The 19,910-nt window shown below is 35.8% G+C and carries 18 protein-coding genes; 2 read left to right on the top strand and 16 right to left on the bottom strand.

Annotated features, from left to right (window positions below; all coding sequences use genetic code 11):
- Window positions 1-2,620: glycoside hydrolase family 3 protein (locus tag RMR19_RS20825; protein WP_310605428.1), on the bottom strand; the 2,620-nt coding region annotated here is incomplete at its 3' end.
- A gap of 242 nt (window positions 2,621-2,862) precedes the next feature.
- Here RMR19_RS20825 and RMR19_RS20820 point away from each other — a divergent pair.
- Window positions 2,863-3,777 (top strand): AraC family transcriptional regulator, encoded by a 915-nt coding sequence (locus RMR19_RS20820; RefSeq protein WP_310605427.1) that lies wholly within the window; start codon window positions 2,863-2,865, stop codon window positions 3,775-3,777.
- A gap of 65 nt (window positions 3,778-3,842) precedes the next feature.
- Here the strand turns inward: RMR19_RS20820 and RMR19_RS20815 are convergent, their stop codons facing one another.
- From RMR19_RS20815 to RMR19_RS20765, 11 genes are all read right to left on the bottom strand, one after another.
- Window positions 3,843-4,781 carry an alpha/beta hydrolase gene (locus tag RMR19_RS20815; RefSeq protein ID WP_310605426.1) on the bottom strand — a complete coding sequence of 313 codons (939 nt, stop codon included), beginning with the start codon at window positions 4,779-4,781 and terminating at the stop codon, window positions 3,843-3,845.
- 73 nt (window positions 4,782-4,854) lie between these two features.
- A complete protein-coding gene (locus RMR19_RS20810) occupies window positions 4,855-5,286 on the bottom strand; it encodes a threonine/serine exporter family protein (RefSeq protein WP_310605425.1) in 432 nt (143 codons plus the stop codon).
- Window positions 5,283-6,143, bottom strand: coding sequence for a threonine/serine exporter family protein (locus RMR19_RS20805; RefSeq protein ID WP_310605424.1), 861 nt, complete (start codon window positions 6,141-6,143; stop codon window positions 5,283-5,285). Before RMR19_RS20805 ends, RMR19_RS20810 begins: the two co-directional genes overlap by 4 nt.
- Before the next feature lie 279 nt (window positions 6,144-6,422).
- Window positions 6,423-7,301 (bottom strand): hemolysin family protein, encoded by an 879-nt coding sequence (locus RMR19_RS20800; protein ID WP_310605423.1) that lies wholly within the window; start codon window positions 7,299-7,301, stop codon window positions 6,423-6,425.
- Between the two features lie 50 nt (window positions 7,302-7,351).
- The gene (locus tag RMR19_RS20795) at window positions 7,352-7,699 is read right to left on the bottom strand and encodes a type II toxin-antitoxin system PemK/MazF family toxin (RefSeq protein ID WP_310605430.1); all 348 of its coding nucleotides are present in this window, start codon (window positions 7,697-7,699) and stop codon (window positions 7,352-7,354) included.
- Between the two features lie 178 nt (window positions 7,700-7,877).
- Window positions 7,878-9,068, bottom strand: a complete 1,191-nt coding sequence (alr, locus tag RMR19_RS20790) for an alanine racemase (RefSeq protein ID WP_310605422.1) — start codon at window positions 9,066-9,068, stop codon at window positions 7,878-7,880.
- 32 nt (window positions 9,069-9,100) lie between these two features.
- The gene (locus tag RMR19_RS20785) at window positions 9,101-10,636 is read right to left on the bottom strand and encodes an NAD(P)H-hydrate dehydratase (protein WP_310605421.1); all 1,536 of its coding nucleotides are present in this window, start codon (window positions 10,634-10,636) and stop codon (window positions 9,101-9,103) included.
- A complete protein-coding gene (gene acpS, locus RMR19_RS20780) occupies window positions 10,633-11,001 on the bottom strand; it encodes a holo-ACP synthase (protein ID WP_310605429.1) in 369 nt (122 codons plus the stop codon). The genes RMR19_RS20785 and acpS overlap by 4 nt, the downstream gene beginning before the upstream one ends.
- A 13-nt stretch (window positions 11,002-11,014) precedes the next feature.
- On the bottom strand, window positions 11,015-11,620 hold the full coding sequence (locus RMR19_RS20775; protein WP_310605420.1) for a hypothetical protein: 606 nt from the start codon (window positions 11,618-11,620) through the stop codon (window positions 11,015-11,017).
- A 21-nt stretch (window positions 11,621-11,641) separates the two neighbouring features.
- The gene (locus tag RMR19_RS20770; protein WP_310605419.1) at window positions 11,642-12,295 is read right to left on the bottom strand and encodes a redox-sensing transcriptional repressor Rex; all 654 of its coding nucleotides are present in this window, start codon (window positions 12,293-12,295) and stop codon (window positions 11,642-11,644) included.
- A gap of 67 nt (window positions 12,296-12,362) precedes the next feature.
- Entirely contained in the window at window positions 12,363-13,055 is a 693-nt protein-coding gene (locus tag RMR19_RS20765) for an MgtC/SapB family protein (protein ID WP_310605418.1), read from the bottom strand.
- 192 nt (window positions 13,056-13,247) lie between these two features.
- Between RMR19_RS20765 and abc-f the strand changes: the two genes are divergently transcribed.
- Complete coding sequence (gene abc-f / locus RMR19_RS20760) at window positions 13,248-15,233, top strand: ribosomal protection-like ABC-F family protein (protein WP_310605417.1); 1,986 nt, start codon at window positions 13,248-13,250, stop codon at window positions 15,231-15,233.
- A 175-nt stretch (window positions 15,234-15,408) separates the two neighbouring features.
- Here the strand turns inward: abc-f and RMR19_RS20755 are convergent, their stop codons facing one another.
- The 4 genes from RMR19_RS20755 to RMR19_RS20740 form a co-directional block, all read right to left on the bottom strand.
- The gene (locus tag RMR19_RS20755) at window positions 15,409-16,089 is read right to left on the bottom strand and encodes a GntR family transcriptional regulator (protein ID WP_310605416.1); all 681 of its coding nucleotides are present in this window, start codon (window positions 16,087-16,089) and stop codon (window positions 15,409-15,411) included.
- A gap of 12 nt (window positions 16,090-16,101) precedes the next feature.
- Window positions 16,102-17,265 (bottom strand): isocitrate/isopropylmalate family dehydrogenase, encoded by a 1,164-nt coding sequence (locus RMR19_RS20750; protein WP_310605415.1) that lies wholly within the window; start codon window positions 17,263-17,265, stop codon window positions 16,102-16,104.
- A 224-nt stretch (window positions 17,266-17,489) separates the two neighbouring features.
- Complete coding sequence (locus RMR19_RS20745; protein WP_310605414.1) at window positions 17,490-18,878, bottom strand: 2-isopropylmalate synthase; 1,389 nt, start codon at window positions 18,876-18,878, stop codon at window positions 17,490-17,492.
- A gap of 559 nt (window positions 18,879-19,437) precedes the next feature.
- A complete protein-coding gene (locus RMR19_RS20740) occupies window positions 19,438-19,665 on the bottom strand; it encodes a hypothetical protein (protein WP_310605413.1) in 228 nt (75 codons plus the stop codon).
- Window positions 19,666-19,910: the final 245 nt, after the last annotated feature.

Genomic DNA, 19,910 nt, shown 5'->3' with positions numbered 1-19,910 from the left:
CTTTCTTGTTACGCACGTTTGCTACTAACATATATGTTCCTGCTTTTGCATCAATATAAGCTGTACCGTTCGCTTCAATCGAAACCTGATTATTCATAGCAAGTGAAGCAACTGCCTTATCTGTAACTGCATTCTCTAACGGTTGGTATTGTTGTACAGAACAACTGAAATCTTGCTTTCTACCAAATACAGGTGCATGCATTAAGTAATCACAGATATTCATGGCACAACGTTGTAATTCTCCAACGGTTAATTTCCCTTCAGCAACAGCTTCCACAGTATTATCTTCTGAGGCGTTAATTTCTGCACCATCATTAGGAACAACCATGTATAAGTCATTCTGTGCACGAACCATCGCTGCTGTGTTGGTAATTGTTGCTTCTCCAGCTTCAATTGAATCGTTCATCTTAGCCCACCAGTCTGTCATTACGATACCACGGAATCCCCATTCCTTACGAAGAACCGTTGTATTCAAGTCATAATTTGATGCATTCCAATGACCGTTAAGAGGATTGTAAGTTGTCATGATAGAATTTGCTCCACCCTCTTTTACTGCAACTTCAAAACCTTTTAGATAGATTTCTCTAAGTGCACGTTCTGACACAACAGCATCAACAAAACTACGACGATACTCTTGGTTATTACATGCAAAATGTTTCAATGTTCCAGTTGAACCACCTGCTAGGATACCTTTTACTTGTGCTGTAGCAAATCTAGCAGTAATAATTGGGTCTTCTGAGAAATACTCAAAGTTACGTCCATTCAATGGATGTCTACGAATATTCATACCAGGTCCTAAAAGCGTATCGATTTCATTTCGAAGTAATTCTTTTCCTTCAAACACATACATTTCTTCAATTAATTCTGTATCCCAAGTTGCTGCTAATAATGTTCCGGTTGGTACTTGCGTCGCTTTGTATCCACCTTCCATACGGATACCAGAAGGGCCATCTGCCGCACAACCAAGTGGAATTCCATATTCAAACAGTGTATCGCCAACGCCACCAAATGCTGCTGCTGTTCCCGGTGTTACCTTCACATTACACATACCTTCACCACGTACAATGATTGCTAATTCTTCCGTCGTTAACTGTGCAATGAATTCCTCCATTGTTGCTTTCCCCTCTGCAACATCTTGCAGTTTAATTCCTTTGTTACCTGTTTGTGGGTAAGTAGGCGGTAAATTCTTCTCAATTCTTTCCTTCATAGAATAGCTTCTTGTTGGAACGGCTTCATATGTAAGTTCATATGCTCCATCATCAAGACGTTTTCCCGGTTTCATTCTTGTAAATGCCTCTACTGGTGATAAAGCTTCTTCTAATTGTGCAATTACTTGTAATTCTTCTACAATGTATCCTGTCATCTCTCCTGTAGCCGTTTGGATTGTTGCTCGTACACAGTCTTTTACGCTAGCGCCAACATAGATTCCATATTCGCCTGCTTCCAGTACCATACATGACTTATGACCAGTAACACCACCATCATCATAAGAAGCTAACTCTTCTGTATTAAATGAAATCTCTAGTGTCTGTTCTTCTTTTGGTGCAAGTTCCTTTGTCTTAGCAAATGTAACTAATTTCTTCGCCGGTTGCCCTAATTTACCTTGTGGTGCTTCTACATATACTTGCACAGATTCTTTTCCTGCATAGGTATCACCAGTATTCTTCACACATACTTGTAATTGAATTGTAGCTTTTGAATCAGCATCTGTAACTACTTCTGCTTTTGTAACATTTGTCTCAAACGTAGTATAAGATAAACCAAATCCAAACGCATATTGAACCGCTTCTGGTGCAAATGTTTCAAAATAACGGTATCCAACATACACATCTTCTCTATAAAGATTCGCATCTGCATCTCCATAGTTTTCATCCGATGGATATGCTTCTAATTGGTATGCGATCGTATCCGTTAATTTGCCACATGGTGTCACATCTGCAACTAGCACATCAGCGATTGCATTACCACCTTCAATACCACCTTGCCATACATACATAATACTTTGGATTTTATCTTTGAAACGTTCGTCTTCAACCCAACTCATATTGATGATATTTGAAACATTTAATAGCACAATTACTTTATCAAAATATTTTGTTATTGTTTCTAATGTTTTCATTTCTTCTTGTTTAAGATAAAAACTGCCTTCCTCTGGAATGTTGTCTTTATCTTCACCAGCATTTCTTCCGATAATAACAATTGCTTTATCTGAATGCTTCGCTGCTTCTTCTACTAATTCATCTGTTACAGGCATTTCAACTTGTGAATGTGGTTCTGCTGCCCAAGCTCCACCACCATTGTCAAATGGATTCTCTTTAATCCACTCTTCATATACGCTTACTAATGATTCATTTAATGTAATATCATTCTTCGCACGTAAACCTTCTACAATATTTGAAGTATATAATACGTTAACAGAACCACCAGAACCTGTTCCTGTGCGGTAATAGTTAATCTGTGCTCTACCGAATAGGGAAACTTTTTCCCCCTTTTTAAGTGGTAATACGTTATTATCATTCTTTAATAATACAGCACCTTCTGCTGCCACTTTTCTTGTAAACTCTGCAAATCCTTCATAAGGTACACCAATTTTGTGTTCCTTTATATATTGTTGATCCATGATTTTTCCTCCTTGTACACTTTGCGTAATCTTAGAAACAAGCTCAAGAAATTACTCCGTAATTTCCTTCGCTAACATATTGCTCCTTTGGAGCTACGGTCTCACACTTCGTGTAATCCCTAAGAATCCGCTTCGCTACTTCTTTATATGTTACATTATAGTCAAATCACATCACATATGATATAATTTTCCTATCCAAAAGTATAACTATTTTGTCATCTTTATTTGAAAGGAGTTTTCTAATGCAGTACCCTGAACAGAAAAAAGAGTTAATCAATGGAATCCCTTCTAACTATCTCTGTAATATCCACTCAGTACCTTGCGCTGGAGTTGCCTTTCCTGCACATTTCCATAACTATATTGAAGTTTTGTATGGACTTGAAGGGCAGTTTCATGTATTGCTAAATGGAAAATACCACTTTTTTGCGAAAGGGGATCTTATTCTAATTAACTCCAGAGAGGTTCATCATATTAATGCACTTAGTGAATCTGGTGGTAGCTATATCGTTCTTCGCTTTGAACCAGAAGTAATCTATAATAATATGTTTCAGAATTACTCTGAATTAAAATACACCATCCCATTTTTAATTGATAGTCCAAATCAGCAAAAGGTTATTACGAAAGACCTACTAAACAATACCAACATACCAGAACTACTATGGGACATTCTAAAAGAAATGGAAGAGCAATGTTATGGATTTGAACTAGCTGTTCGTAATCATATTGGGCGTATCTTCTTGTGGATTCTAAGATATTTTCACGCCAATAGCTCAAACAGTATATTCCAGTTTAATGAATATGAATTATACCTAAAAAGATTACAACCAGCACTCGATTATGTACCGAACAATTATATGAACGAAATAAAGACGCCCGATATGGCGTCTCTATGTAATATGAGTTCAAGTTACTTCTCACGACTCTTTAATAAAGTTATGAATATGAACTTCAATGACTATATCAATCATATTCGTTTGAAAGAAGCAGAGAAGCTTCTTGTTTCAACAGAGCTGAATATCACAGAGATATCTAACCAAGTTGGTTTTAACACAACAAGTTATTTCATTAAACTTTTTAAGCAAAACAAAGGAACTTCTCCAAAACAATATCAGAAGGAATATCTTCATGATTATGAATCCAATGACAAACCAATTTAAAATACATATAAATTGATTTGCACACTTTTCATTTACCTATCCTCAAATTAAGATGGTGATATCAATTACTCCATAATCACCTCAAAGAATTCGGTTATACTCTCTTGGCACTGCTCCGTATTCGCTAGATAACTTTGTGCATGTTTCGCTCCCGCCACCTTTTGCATATAGCATTCTGCATTACACACATCATAATTTTCTTCACTCATATATGGTGGAACAAACCGATCATCTTCACCATGAACGAATAGTATCGGTCTTGTATTCTTCGCCAAAGCTTTCTTTGTACACGCTTCACTTATGTTAAATCCTGCAACGATACGACACACCAAACCAAAAATCGGAATCAAAGGAAATGCCGGAAGACGATAGTATTCTTTCGCAACGTGTGTATAGATTGCTTTAGGCGATGTAAATCCACAATCGGCAATAATACCACGCACATTATCCGGTAAATCAAAACCACTTGCCATAAGAACCGTAGATGCTCCCATAGACACTCCGTCTAATACAATCGGTAATTCTTCCCCAAATCGTTCATTCAAAAATGTAATCCATTCCACAACATCATATCGTTCTTTCGTTCCAAATGTTATATATTTTCCCTCACTGCTACCATGCGCTCTTTGGTCAATAATTAATAAATTACACCCTTGTTCATAATAGAAATCACATATAACACCAAAATCAGCCTCTCCCATTCCTCGAAACCCATGTACACATAGTACAGTTCGTTTTGGGTGCTTCACCTGAATTAAAGAACCATGTAATCGTAGTCCATCATTACTAACAATAGAAACTTGCTCTGGATTTTTACTATCAATCCAAGCCTTTCCCTCACGAAAGGCATCCTCATACTTCTTCCTGCTTCCAGTAAACACATCATCTCCATCTGGCATTTTAATTCCATAACGATAAATTGCGTAACGAAAGAATTTTATCTCTACCAACATAATTGCCACTAGAATGCATACAATAATCCCTACTAACACTTTAATCATCATAATCCTCATCTCCCCTGTTTTATATACTTATATAACATATAATTCCAAAAAACGCAAGTAAAACTCTCTCTCACTACACCTGTTTCTTCAATTGTATAATTCGAAAAATGGAATCCATTATAAATATCGCTAACGCAATCGCCCCTGCAATCTGTACTGTTTGCGACAAATAGTATGATGATAATGTTGCATTTCCCTCAATAGAATAATATGCGGTACGATACATATTCGCACCTGGCACCATTGGCATAATTCCTGGTATAAGAAAAATTGTTCCCGGTGCTTTGAGTACCCTTGCAAATATATGCGAAATCAAAGAAACAACCATCGTTGCTGCAAATGCTTGCAATATACTTGACGATGCATGATTTAATTGAATCATCTGATATACCCAAAAACCAATTGCTCCAACTGTTCCTGAATATAGTATCAACTTCTTTGGCACACCTATTACAACAGACATTCCAACAACACCAAGGAACGCTCCAATTATTTGTATCATCATAGTAAGCTACCTCCTATCAATGCTGTTGAAAGGGCTAATCCCGCACCAATCCCTACGGCAATACACGCAGCGATAACAAATGCTTCGATTGCACGGCTTCCCCCTGAAAGATAATCTCCTTGTAATGTATCACGAATTGCATTTGTAATCGAAACGCCTGGCACTAGTGGCATAATCGAGGCAACAATTATCGTCTCCTTAATTGCAGAGTTACTCAAACACCTTGTATATAGTACCGTTGCTACAGCTATTATAAAAGAAGATAGCATATCCGTAATAAAATTATTAAGCTTCACCTTTTCTGCCGTATGTCTACAGATAACAATCCATAAGCCATTCAATGCTGCTAACATAAACGCAAGAAGTCCGCCACCAAACAGCAAAGAAAAAAACGAAGAAGTCATTATAATTCCAATGTAAACCATATACGTTGGATATTCCTTTTTATCTCTAATTCGTAGCAATTCTTGATATGCCTCTTCAACAGAAATTGCACCTGCACAGAGATTACGTGATACAGCATTCACTTCATATACTTGACTTAGGTTCGATTGCTTCTCACTTACACGTGCAATTCGAGTAATCGCGTCGATACTAGGGTCTGAAAGGGTAACAAACAATCCTGTAACTGTTGCTACCGTTTCTGCGGTCTCTAAACCAGATGTTTTGAGAATTCTACAGATTGTATCCTCTACACGGTATGTTTCAGCTCCACTCTTTAGCATAATTTCTCCTGCCAGCAATGCCGTATCCATTAGTATCTTGTACTGAGCTTGTCTCTCTTCCTTCGTTAAGCATTCCTTTTTCATTGTTTCCTTCATATCCATATTCTCAGATTTTGAAGCACCCACTTCCATATCGTTCTCCTCCTTCTTAGCAAATTTCCGGGCTTGCTGTAATGTTATGATGTATTTCATATTTCATTGTCGAAAGTAGTTATATAACATCACATCTTTTTCATGATTATTTCACACATTGAACACATTTAGCCGTTATAATAAGTTTCAGATAGTAAAAAAACTATCTACTCCCACCCTATTATACGTAAAAAATACAGGTAATACTCTACCCTTGAAGTATTACCACAGCAAAAGAACGCTTACCCTAAGCGTTCTTTTTGCCATTATACTATTCTTTTATTCTAATTCATCCGTATCTTCCAAATTCTCTTCCAATTCCTTTGTTACACGCACATAACGAATCATCTTATTCCTAACATCTAATATCTCAAACAGATATCCACCATAAGAAAGCGACACATGCTCTCCATCATTCGGGATTCGATTAAGTAGTGATGTTAATAGTCCATTTAATGTATCAAAGTCTTCTTCCTGAATTTCAATCCCCAATATATCCTCAATATCATCAAGACCAGCCAATCCTTTCATAAGGAATTGTCCTTCATCTTGTTTAATAATTAATTTCTCATCTATATCATATTCATCAAGGATATTTCCGACAATTTCTTCGAGAATATCTTCCATGGCAACTAGACCTGCTGTTTGTCCATACTCGTCTACAGCAATTGCCATATGTACCTTCTTTAACTGCATATCACTAAATAATACATTTATATTTTGTGTATCTGGAACAAAATATGGCTTTCTCGCAATTAATTTCAGGGGTTTATTCTTAAACTTAGGAGACATATAGCATCTTGCTACATCTTTCACATGAAGAATACCAATGATATTATCAATATCATCCTCATACAATGGGTATCTTGAATACGATTTATCTAACATAAAACGCAATGTCTGCTCCACTGTTTCATTACAATCAATTGCTACAATCTTCTTCCTATGAGTCATAATATCTTTCACTTCTTTTTCATCAAATGCGATAATGTTCGATATCATCTCAGCTTCATTTGACGCAAGAACTCCTTGTTCCTGCCCCTCGTTAACCATCGATATAATTTCGTCTTCTAAATCCTCTGATTTATTTCCACATAAACGTAAAATCAATGTTGTTATCTTCTTCCTTAAAAAAGTAATCGGATACCCGTCATGCATATAAAATCTTTTCTCCTTTATCTTATACTACAATTGACTTGTACTGGGCCTTATGTATCCAGAGAGAAACTAATAAGCAACGCTTTATCAATCTTTTTTAGTACATCTCGGTCTAAATGACAAACTTTTTCTTTTAATCTAGTCTTGTCAATTGTTCTCACTTGTTCCAGCAAGATAACAGAATCTTTAACAATACCATATTTCTCTGCGTCTAGCTCCACATGTGTCGGAAGCTTTGCCTTATTCATCTTTGATGTAATGGCTGCACAGATTACCGTTGGGCTATGTTTATTTCCTGTATCATTCTGAATAATTAGAACTGGACGAACACCGCCCTGTTCTGAGCCTACTACAGGCCTCAAATCTGCATAAAAAATGTCACCACGCTTAATTATCACTTTATTCACACTCCATTTATTGGCTTTAGCTTTATTATTGCCAGTTTTGACCTGTGTATTCCTAAAGTGTACTATTTTTCTATGGTTATTATTTGGTAAATATATTTTTGCCATTCATAACCTGTCTCTTGCGAGGTTTTTTATTTATGTTTTTAAATCTCTTCTTTGTTTCTTCGAATTAAAAATGCAAATCTAACACTTGATTCAAACAGTTATAATAATCTGCTGTACCAACTTTCATGCCTTCCTTATAGTATACTCTTGGTACACGCTTTCCTATGTCACAGACAAGTTCATAATTAAATGATCCTGCTAAATTTGCAACTTCCTCTATAGATATATATTCGTCACCATCTTGACCAATCAATGTTACCTTATCGCCTTCTTTAACATCTGGAATATCTGTAACATCTATCATAAACTGATCCATGCATACTCTGCCCGCAATCGGAGCTGATTTGCCATGAATTAAAACTCTTCCCTTTGATGATAATTGTCTTGGATAACCATCTCCATAGCCAACTGGTATTGTAGCAATCACACTTTCTTTATCAGTAATATATGTGCTATTGTAACTAACTCCTGTACCAGCCTCTACTTTTTTCACATACACAACATTACTTACTAATGTCAATGCTGGTTGTAGTAGCAATCTAGTTTTATTTACTTCATCGGAAGGATACATACCATAAGTCGAGATACCACAGCGTACCATATCTAGATTTGCTTCTGGCAAATCAATAATAGAAGCACTATTTGATACGTGTTTCACTGGAATATGGATTCCCTCTTTCTCTAATTTATCTGCAAATGCTAAAAAACGATTTAACTGCTTTCTAACCGATGTTTTATCCACTTCATCTGCACATGCAAAATGTGTAAACATACCATCAATAACAATATTAGGCAACTTACTAATCTCTTTAATCGTTTGAATACTCTCTTCTATATCTTTGAATCCAATACGAGTCATTCCCGTATCAACCTTAATATGAATTTTGGCTTGCTTTCCAAGAGAAACTGCAATGTCTGAAAGACGTTTTGCCATGTCATATTGAAAGATGGTCTGCATAATATCATATTTTAATAACTCTTCGTATAACTGATGTGGTGTAAATCCTAATATTAGTATTGGTTTTTTAAAGCCTGCATTACGTAACTCAATGCCCTCTTCAATAATAGCAATACCAAATGCATCAATTTTATCTTTTAGTGCTGTTGCTAATGCAACTGCTCCATGACCATAACCGTCTGCTTTGATTACTGCCATAATCTTTGTATTCTTATCGATATTCCTTCTCACTTCATTGATATTATTATCAATTGCATCAAGATCAATTCGAGCCTCAACTCTGTAGTATTCATTCATGAAAACTGCCTCCTTACCATGTTAGCTATATATTAACTCCATTCATGAAGTACTGACGGAAGTGCTTCAATTATATCACTCGCAATTAAAGAGTATACACTCTTTCGTTTTGCTGCTCTATCTCCAGCAAGCCCATGTACATATACACTTAGTGCTGTCGCTTCTAGTTGCTTCATACCTTGCGCTAACATGGCTGCTATTATTCCTGTTAATACATCTCCTGCTCCCGCAGTAGCCATTCCATTGTTTCCAGATACATTAATATAGCAATGTTTCCCATCTGCTACAATTGTTCTCGCATCTTTTAATGCCAACACAAATCGTTTTCCATCTACAGCATTTCTCGCAACCGTAAATAAATTTTCTTGCACATCAGACACTTCACAATCCAGCAGTCTAGACATTTCTTTCAGATGTGGGGTAATTACTATATTCTCTGGTAAATCTATATTGCTAAACTGTTCTGTTTCATTTCCTTTGGAAATATACTGTCTTTTACTAGCTAATAACGTTAATGCGTCTGCATCAATAACAACGGGTACTTTCGCATAATTTAATACAATGTCCAGTAAACAATTCGATGCCTCAGATACACCAATCCCTGGGCCGATTACAATCGATGTTGCCCATGTTAGCTCCTGAATAATGCGCTCCACCTCTAATTTATCTTCTAAACAAGAAGGATTATACGTTGCTAAAATCGCCTCTGGCAATTGACTTTGTATAATACTTCGATTATCTTCTACTGTCAGAACTTTCACAAGCCCTGCACCACTACGATACGCTGCCTTAGCAGATAAATAGCAAGCTCCTGACATATTATGAGAGCCTGCTATTATTAATACTTTAACAAAAGTACCTTTATTCGAATAGTTCTTTCGTAATGGTAATCGTTTCAAATCCTCTGCCTCATAGTAATACACAGATGGTTTCACATATTTGACTGCCTTTGCAGGAAATCCAATATCTGCTACGATTACCTCACCAGCATATTCACTGCCAGGATATAGCACTAGACCTATCTTGTTTACACCAAATGTTATCGTATAATCCGCTCTCACAGCAATATTCATAACTTTACCGTTATCTGCCTGAATACCAGAAGGAATATCTACAGAAAATACGTTATTATCATTTGCATTAATGGTCTCTATTATTTGTTCAAATGACCCCATTACTGGCTTTGACAAGCCGATACCAAACATTGCATCTATAATAACAGTATATTCGGATATATCCACATTGCTATAGACTTCTACGTCCATATTACGGGCAATAACCAATTGCTGTCTTGTCTGCTCTGTTGCTCGATTCTCATCACCAATAATAAGCACATCTGCATGATAGCAAAGCTCTTTCAGTATTCGCGCAGCAGCAACACCATCTCCACCATTGTTACCTGTTCCACATACGGCTAAGATTTTGTCACTTTTCGCTATATTAAGTAGCATCGTTTCTACAATTGCCATTGCTGCTTTTTCCATTAATACAAGGCTTGGTATACCAATTTCATTACTTGTATACTCATCAATTGCCTTCATCTGGGCTGCATTCACTAAATATTTCATGATGATACTCCCTCTGCTACTACAAAAGCATTCGAATATATCTTCGTATTTGTTATAGACACATGAATCTTTCCGATTCCACGCTTGTTTGCCAGTTCTAAAGCCGCTCCATACAATGTAACATATGGACAGCCTAGCTCGTCACGCAGTACTTCAATATCCGTAAGCGCAAAGCCACGAATTCCTGTTCCAAATGCTTTGGCAACCGCCTCTTTCACTGCGAAATTATCAGAAGCCTTTCTTTTATCTTTTCGTATTAGAGCAATCTCACTCTCTGTAAAACATCTTTTTAAAAAATGTTCCTTCTCGCAAGCTTTCTCAACACGCTCGATTTCAATTAAATCTGTACCAATTCCAATAATCACTGTTACTCCATCCTTACTCTTTATCATCAAGTACGTCGATAACCGTATTGCCTAATATATTGTGCATATAAGAATAAAGTGAACTGTTCTCTATTTCTTTATCCTGTTTTTCAAGAATTCGTACTTTTAACATCTCACGTGTCTTGAGAATCCACACATCTAATTCTTTAATATCCTTTTGATTCTGCGTTAGTTTTGCATAGCAAAGTTTCATACTCTCTACCATAAGCTCTTCATTTGCCTTTTTAATCTCATATGGCATATCAAGAAGATTATCATCTGCATTTTGCATTTTTGTATTGATATCTTCAATAAGCTGATGACTCTTCTCTAGCTTTTTCGCTTTCAATCTACCTGCTGCAGAATTATCCGGCTCCATATTGGCTACGATTTCACTCATTAATTTCTTCTTGAGCTTCTTCATTTCCTTTATATCGGTAATCATTTTCCCCTGCTTCTTTATCAAATTGTTTAGATTATTCTCAAGCTGTTTAATTGATGCTGTCTTTTCGTGTTCTGGAATAAGCTGATACCAACGATCATCTAGTGTTAGTATCGGTAATTTCTTACCTTGTAGTGCTTCTTTAAAATCAACACTCTTATCCTTTCTTCTCGCCATAAACGTGCCCCATCTCTTTCGTTATTCTTCTGTTTCTTGGTTCTGCTCTTCACGCGCCTTTAAGTTATAAGATAGACGCATCAAGCTTTCAGCAAGATGAACGTTCTCAACTATAATATCCTTAGGTAAATTCAAGTCCGTTGGTGCGAAGTTCCATATTGCTTTCACGCCCCAACTCACTAAATCCGCAGCAACCTGCGGTGCTTTTGCTTTAGGAATTGTTAATGCTGCAATATTAACGCTATTGTTCTTAACAAAGTCTTCCAATGTATCCATCATTCGAATCTCATTCCCACGTATTGAGATTCCTTCTAGTCTTGGGTTTACGTCAAAAATACCTTGAATTAAAAAACCTCTTCTTTCAAAATCCGTATAATTTGCTAATGCCTGTCCCAAATTACCTGCCCCGATAATAATCACATGATATTTTCTATCAAGTCCAAGAATCTTTCCTATCTCTGTAAAGAGATACTCCACATTATATCCGTAGCCTTGTTGCCCGAAACCTCCGAAGTTATTAAGATCTTGTCTTATCTGAGACGCTGTTACTTGCATCTTCTCACTTAGCTCTTTCGATGAAATACGGACAACATCGTTTTCCAACAATTCGCCTAAATAACGATAGTATCTTGGAAGTCTTTTGATAACTGCTAATGATATTTCTTTTTCGTACACGATGCACCCTCCTTATATCAAAAACCCTTATTCTTCATTATAACTACTCGTTAATTACTTGTCAATTTTAGATATGATATACGGTAGCTACCAGCTCATGATCTTTTATGCTTTCTACGATTTCCTCTATTGATTTTTCCTTTATTTTTGTCACGCTGACGAACAAACCAACGGAGGAATTCCCTTCTTTACTTGACACTGTTTCAAAATGCATAATTGACATTTGGTTTTCCTTCATAAATCCTATCATTTCACCGATACCTTCAACACATGTAACTTCAATATAAATTTCAATGACATCTGATTTTGATAGTAAAAGTACCTCAAATCCCTGCATAATCTTCATACTTGCTAATATAAAGATGCAACCTAAAATTGCTCCTTCATAGAAGCCAATTCCAATTGCCAATCCCATACTAGCACATGCCCATAATCCCGCCGCGGTTGTTAAACCTTTGACATGCTGTTTTGATGTTGTCAGAATCGTTCCCGCTCCTAAAAAGCCAATTCCGCTGATTACTTGCGATCCCATTCTTGTAGGGTCTGTATCCATTCCCAATATGGATACAATAAACTGGCTCGTAATCATCGCCAAAGATGAACCAATACATACTAGAATATGCGTCCGAAATCCTGCTGGTCTTCCTTTTTTCTCTCTATCATATCCAATTATTCCACCACATAGAAGTGCTAGTAACATTCGCACCATAATTGACAGATAGTTGATATCTCTCAAATTACCAATTATATCTATTCTCATACTTCCTCCATTTTTTATTCACAATACATCCATTATAGTATCTTTCTTCCTATATTGCACCTGTTTTATAGCAGAAATCGAAAAGAAAATGTGCAAATGTCTAGCATTCATGGATTAATTATGATAAAATAACTGTTGATTTTCAAGAGCCACTTAGCAGTGAAATTATGCGAAGAAAGGATGACTATACCCATGATTCTATCATGTAACAATATAAATAAATCCTTTGTTGGGAAACAAGTACTTTCAAATGTTTCCTTTCATGTCAACGAAGGAGAAAAAACCGCTATCATCGGTGTAAACGGAGCTGGTAAATCCACGCTTCTTAAGATAATAATTGGTGAAATAAGTGCCGACTCTGGTGAAATTACATTTGCCAAAGGTGCTACTACTGGCTACCTTGCACAACATCAAGCACTTACTTCCCACCATTCTATCTATGAGGAACTTCTCGAAGTAAAAAAAGATGTTATTGAATTATATGACCGTATGCGTCAGCTAGAACATGACATGAAAGAAGTTACTGGTGATGAACTGGAATCCATGCTATCTACCTATGCTAGATTAAATCATGAATTCGAATTACAAAATGGATATGCGTATCAAAGCGAAATTACAGGTATCCTCAAAGGTCTTGGTTTTACAGAAGAAGACTTTGCGAAATCTATAGACAAACTATCAGGTGGTCAAAAAACCCGTGTTGCTCTTGGTAAATTACTTCTTACTGCACCTGATCTTATCTTCTTAGATGAGCCTACAAACCATCTTGACATGGAATCTATCGCATGGCTTGAAAACTATCTTCTTAACTATCGTGGTGCTGTTGTTATTGTTGCCCATGACCGCTACTTTTTAGACAAGATTGTTTCAAAAGTTGTTGAAATCGAATATACAAAATCCCAGATGTATCTTGGTAACTATTCTGACTTTGCAGAGAAGAAAGCACTTGTAAGAGATGCACAATTAAAGAATTACCTTAATCAGCAAAAAGAAATCAAACATCAAGAAGAAGTGATTGCCAAACTCCGTTCTTTCAACCGTGAGAAATCAATCAAACGTGCAGAAAGCCGCGAGAAGATGTTGAATAAAATCGATCGTGTTGATAAGCCAATTATGGAGCAACATCATATCTCCATTCGATTAGAGCCTCATAATATTAGTGGTAATGATGTTCTTTCCGTGAAAGGACTCTCAAAATCTTTCGGCTCTAAACACCTCTTTTCCGATTTAGATTTCGAAGTAAAACGCGAAGAAAAAGTTGCTATTATTGGTAACAACGGAACAGGTAAGACTACAATCCTAAAGATATTAAACGACTTAATTAATGCCGATTCAGGTGAGATGCGTCTTGGCTCTAAAGTTAAGATTGGTTATTACGATCAGGAACACCAAGTACTTTCACCAGAGAAAACAATATTTGATGAACTACAAGATACGTACCCAAACCTTACAAACACGGCTGTACGCAATATTCTTGCTGCGTTCTTATTTACAAACGATGATGTATTCAAACGTATTAAAGAACTAAGTGGTGGGGAACGTGGACGTGTTTCTCTCGCCAAATTAATGTTATCCGAAGCAAACTTTTTAGTTCTTGATGAGCCTACAAACCATCTTGATATTGCATCAAAGGAAATCCTTGAAGATGCAATCAACAGCTATTCTGGTACAGTTTTATACGTATCGCATGACCGTTATTTTATTAATAAAACAGCGACTCGTATTCTTGATTTAACAAATAATCAGTTGCTGAATTATATTGGAAATTATGATTATTACCTAGAGAAAAAACCTGAAGTAGAACGTATGCATCTTGGAGTGAATTCCGTACATAACACTACTTCTAAGGATTCTAACTCTACTGCTACAACAAATACAACAAATGTTGACTCCTCCACTCAGACTGATTCTACTACCGATTCATCTGATCTTAAATTAGATTGGAAACAGCAGAAAGAGCAACAGGCAAAAGAAAGAAAACGTCAGAATGAACTAAAGAAAGTGGAAGACGAAATCAGTGCTTGTGAAACTCGTAATGAGGAAATTGATGCACTATTAACGCTGGAAGAGGTTTATACTGATGTAGCACGATTGCTAGAATTAAACACAGAGAAAAAAGCCATTGAAGAACGTTTAGAAGAACTTATGGAACAATGGGAAGAACTTTCTTTATCATAGAACAACGATGCCAATTCAAGCTCTCCTCAAGTTACGTATTGGGGAGAGCAACTTCGTTATGATATAAAAGGAACAAGCCTACGAGGAGAAATCTTCGTAGGCTTGTTCCTTTTATATCATTGATTCGGGTATCCAGGTTAAGAATAATCTTAACGATGAATACAATATCATGTTTTTAAACTAATTTCTCTAATCCCTTTTCACTAATATTTTGAATTGTATTCTTAATATGTTCATGGGCAAGAGATTCTGCTTTATCTGCATTATGTTCTCTTATTGCTTCCATAATTGCGATATGTTCCTCATTCGAATGCATTGCACGAGGCATAGAAGATAGAGAAACCTTACGAATTCTCTGTACATACTGATGATAATCAGATAGCAAATGCGATAAAATCCGACTACCAGAAGCTTCATACAGTAATTCATGAAATTTATTATCTAGCTCAAAAATCTGCTCCTCATGAGAACGTCTTGTATGAAACTCAGATAGATACACTACTTCATCCATATCTTCCATCTGCTTCTCTGTTATATTCTCACATGCCATTCGGGCACAAAGTCCTTCAAGGTAAGAACGTATCATATAGATGTCATGAATATCTTTTGCTGTAATTGCATTTACATAAGCACCCTTATTCGGAATGATATTCACTAATCCTTCTAATTCTAGTTGTCTTAATGCTTCACGAACAGGCGTCCTGCTGACGCCTAATTCGTTCCCTATTGTCACTTCTTTTAATTCTTCATTCTGACTATATTTGCCTGAAAGAATATTGTCACGAATCTTGTGAAATACACGACCTCTCAAGGAATATTTATCGGCTGATTCTTTCTGCTCATGAAAACTGTCCAAAGACTTTTCCTCCTAGTTCTTCGCAATCGTCTCCATAATGTAATCAGCAAATTCAGCACCTGTAGCACCAGTATCTCTACCAGTCATTACCATTTTCTTTTCTGTAACAGTACAGATGTCAAGTGCATTGTACAATTGGTTCGCTTTTTCTGTATAACCGATATGAGCTAATAACATTGCACCAGCACGGATTACACTACATGGATCCGCATAGATATCTCTTCCTTCTTGTACCATACGTGGAGCAGAACCATGAATTGCTTCAAACATGGAATATTGCTTACCAATATTGGCACTACCAGCAGTACCTACACCACCTTGTAATTCTGCTGCTTCATCTGTAATGATATCACCATATAAGTTTGGTAATACAACTACTTGGAAATCTCTTCTTCTTTGTTCATCTAATAATTTTGCTGTCATGATATCGATGTACCAGTCATCAGCAGTAATTCCATCGTATTCTTTTGCGATACGATAGAATGTATCAAGGAATTTACCATCTGTTGTTTTGATGATGTTTGCTTTTGTAACTGCTGTTACACGAGTTTTACCATTTGCTTTTGCAAATTCGAACGCTGCACGAATAATTCTATCACAACCTTGAGATGTTGCAATTGTAAAGTCGATTCCTAAATCTTCTGTTACATTAACACCTTCTTTACCTGCTGCATATCCACCTTCTGTGTTTTCACGGTAGAATGTCCAGTCAATTCCTTGCTCTGGAATACGAACCGGACGAACGTTAGCGAAAAGGTCTAATTCTTTTCTCATTGCTACGTTAGCAGATTCGATATTAGGAAGTCCATCACCTTTTCTAGGTGTTGTTGTAGGTCCTTTTAAGATAACATCACAGGCTTTTAATTCTTCTAATACGTCAGCTGGAATAGCTGCCATTTCTTCTGCTCTTCTTTCAATTGTTAAACCATCAATTACTTTGAATTCTACTTTTCCTGCTGTAACTTCGTCTTTTAATAAGAATTCAAGAACTCTTTGTGCTTGACCAGTGATTGCTGGACCAATTCCATCTCCACCACATACACCAATTGTAATCTTTTCAAGTTCATTATAATTTACAAAATCAGCTTGTCCCTTCATTGCTTCAACTCTTGCAAGTTGCTTCTCTAATAGTTTTCCAAATTGCTCTTTTGCTGCTTCGATTTGCTGCGTATTCATTGATAATCCTCCTGTACTTTCCTAATTGTTAATTATATTAGTGTAACTTTCATTCACAGAAACATTTTCTGTTAGTACTATTTAGACAGACATTATTACTATCAGCATTTAGCACTATATTCTTTCAAGTTACGTTTCTACCTACATTAGGACGACAATGCTAACATAATCTTCTTTGAGTAAGATGATAATTTTGCATAGTCGTCCTTGCATAGTTTACCATATTAGATGGTAATATTCAATTCCTTACATGAATCATCAATAATTTTTAATAATTCATCATCGGTAATAACTGTTACACGACCATCTTCATACTCTGTATCTACCCAGTCTTTTACTTTCACTACAACAGGGTGTGATTTATCAACAACTCTCTCATCTTTTAATTTAAAGTATGTGTTAATCCAATGTGCAATTCCTGCAAGACCTGATGTATTCGATACTGCTACTAATACTGGTCTGTTTAAGAACTTTTCTGTATCAAATATATTATAGATTTCTTCATTCTTTAGTAATCCATCTGCATGAATTCCCGCTCTTGTTACATTGAAGTTTTGACCAACGAAAGGTGTTCTTGATGGTACTTTATAGCCGATTTCTTCTTTAAAGTACTCTGCTAACTCAGTAATTACTGTTGTATCCATACCATCTAATGTTCCTTTTAGCTGTGCATATTCAAACACCATTGCTTCAAGAGGAGTATTACCAGTTCTTTCACCAATACCAAATAAAGAACAGTTTACACCACTTGCTCCATATAACCATGCTGTTGTAGAGTTTGAAACTGCTTTATAGAAGTCATTGTGTCCATGCCATTCTAACATTTCAGAAGGCACTCCACCATGTGTCATTAATCCATAGATAATTCCTTGTACAGAACGTGGAACAACTGCGCCAGAGAAGTTAACACCATATCCCATTGTATCACATGCACGAATCTTAACTGGAATACCGTATTCTTCGCCTAATTTCATTAATTCTACACAGAATGGAATAACGAAACCATGAATATCAGAGCGTGTAATATCTTCAAGGTGACAACGTGGTGCTACACCAGTTTCAAGACATTCTCTTACTACTCCTAGGTAATGATTCATTGCTTCTTTTCTTGTCATCTTCATCTTATAAAATATATGATAATCCGAACAACTTACTAGAATACCTGTTTCTTTTAATCCGATTTCTTTTACTAATTCAAAATCTTTCTTACTTGCACGAATCCATGAAGTTACTTCTGGGAATTTGTATCCTCTTTCTAAACATTTGTAAACTGCATCACGATCTTTCTTGCTATATAAGAAGAATTCACTTTGACGAATGATTCCATTTGGTCCACCTAATTTATGAAAATAATCATAAATTGTAACGATTTGCTCTGTCGTATAAGGTGCTCTCGATTGTTGTCCATCACGGAATGTTGTATCTGTAATCCAGATATCATCTGGCATATTGTGAGGTACAGTACGGTCATTAAATGCAATCTTTGGTACCTCATCATAAGGAAATAGATTACGAAATACATTAGGTTTATCTACATCTACAAGTGGATAGATACGTTCTTCCAATTGTAATAAATTGTTGTGTTGATTTAAGAATACTTTGCGGTTTTCCATTTTATTCACTCCTTGTATACAATAATAATGCCTTATAATCAGCACTTTTCATTAAGTTAGTACTATTGTATACAATTATACCATCTTTGTCAATTAGTAATTTAGCGTACTAAAGTGATTTTCTTTAGCATGGTAAATCGGATTATGAATCTCTAACTATATTATTACGTTTTTTTATTACTTTCTAACATAGGCATTTTGAGATATTATTTAATGCATGGTTCAATTCTGTTATTAAATTACTGTTATTAGTAGAATATTCGTAGGTAGTATTTAGTATATGCTTTATTATTTCTACTCCGTCTTTATAGCGTTTTTTCTTTTCCTATTCATTTTACCACAATCTAACAAATAGTAAGTATCCCACTCATACGCTTGTACACTTAATTTAATACGCTCATGAATTTCTTACAATATTTGTATTTTCCATTTATAAATAATTTTCTTGAAACTTTGCATATTTTTAGCATTATTATTGTTATAATAATTATCGTGATACCGCTCACCAAAGGAGCATTCCTATGTTTTAGTATTAGTTCCATACATACTTGAATTAGTATCAAATAAATCTTTCACTTTTTTTCTTCTTAAAAAAATAGGCTGTAATTGAACAAAAGAACATCACGATTCCTACACTCATTGGGTATAATGCAATGAGTGTCATTCCTCCATTTTGATATTTCCAGTAGCGTACTGATATTAAGCTTAATACCACACACATAATGAAGATAATACCAATTGCACTTTTATTTGCATTTTCTTCCTTGCCATAGAGTTCTTTTAACATTTTACAACCTCTTTTTGTCTATAATTCTAAATAGAAGTACAACAACCTTTGCACTCCTACTCTTTGGTTATTTATTCTTATTAAATTTCTATCCCATTTTACTCTAACACTTCTTTTAACACATTCACCATAATATTATATCCATAAACATGAGGATGAAGCCCTTCCATTGTCAAGCCGTCCTTCACTGTTAATCCGTCAGTATCAACAAGGTTTGAATGATAATCAACAAAAATCACACCATT

Source organism: Anaerosporobacter sp. (assembly GCF_031551385.1).
Classification (GTDB): Bacteria; Bacillota; Clostridia; order Lachnospirales; family Lachnospiraceae; genus Anaerosporobacter.
Note: the sequence above shows the minus strand (reverse complement) of the source record. Positions and strands in the feature narration are given on the sequence as shown.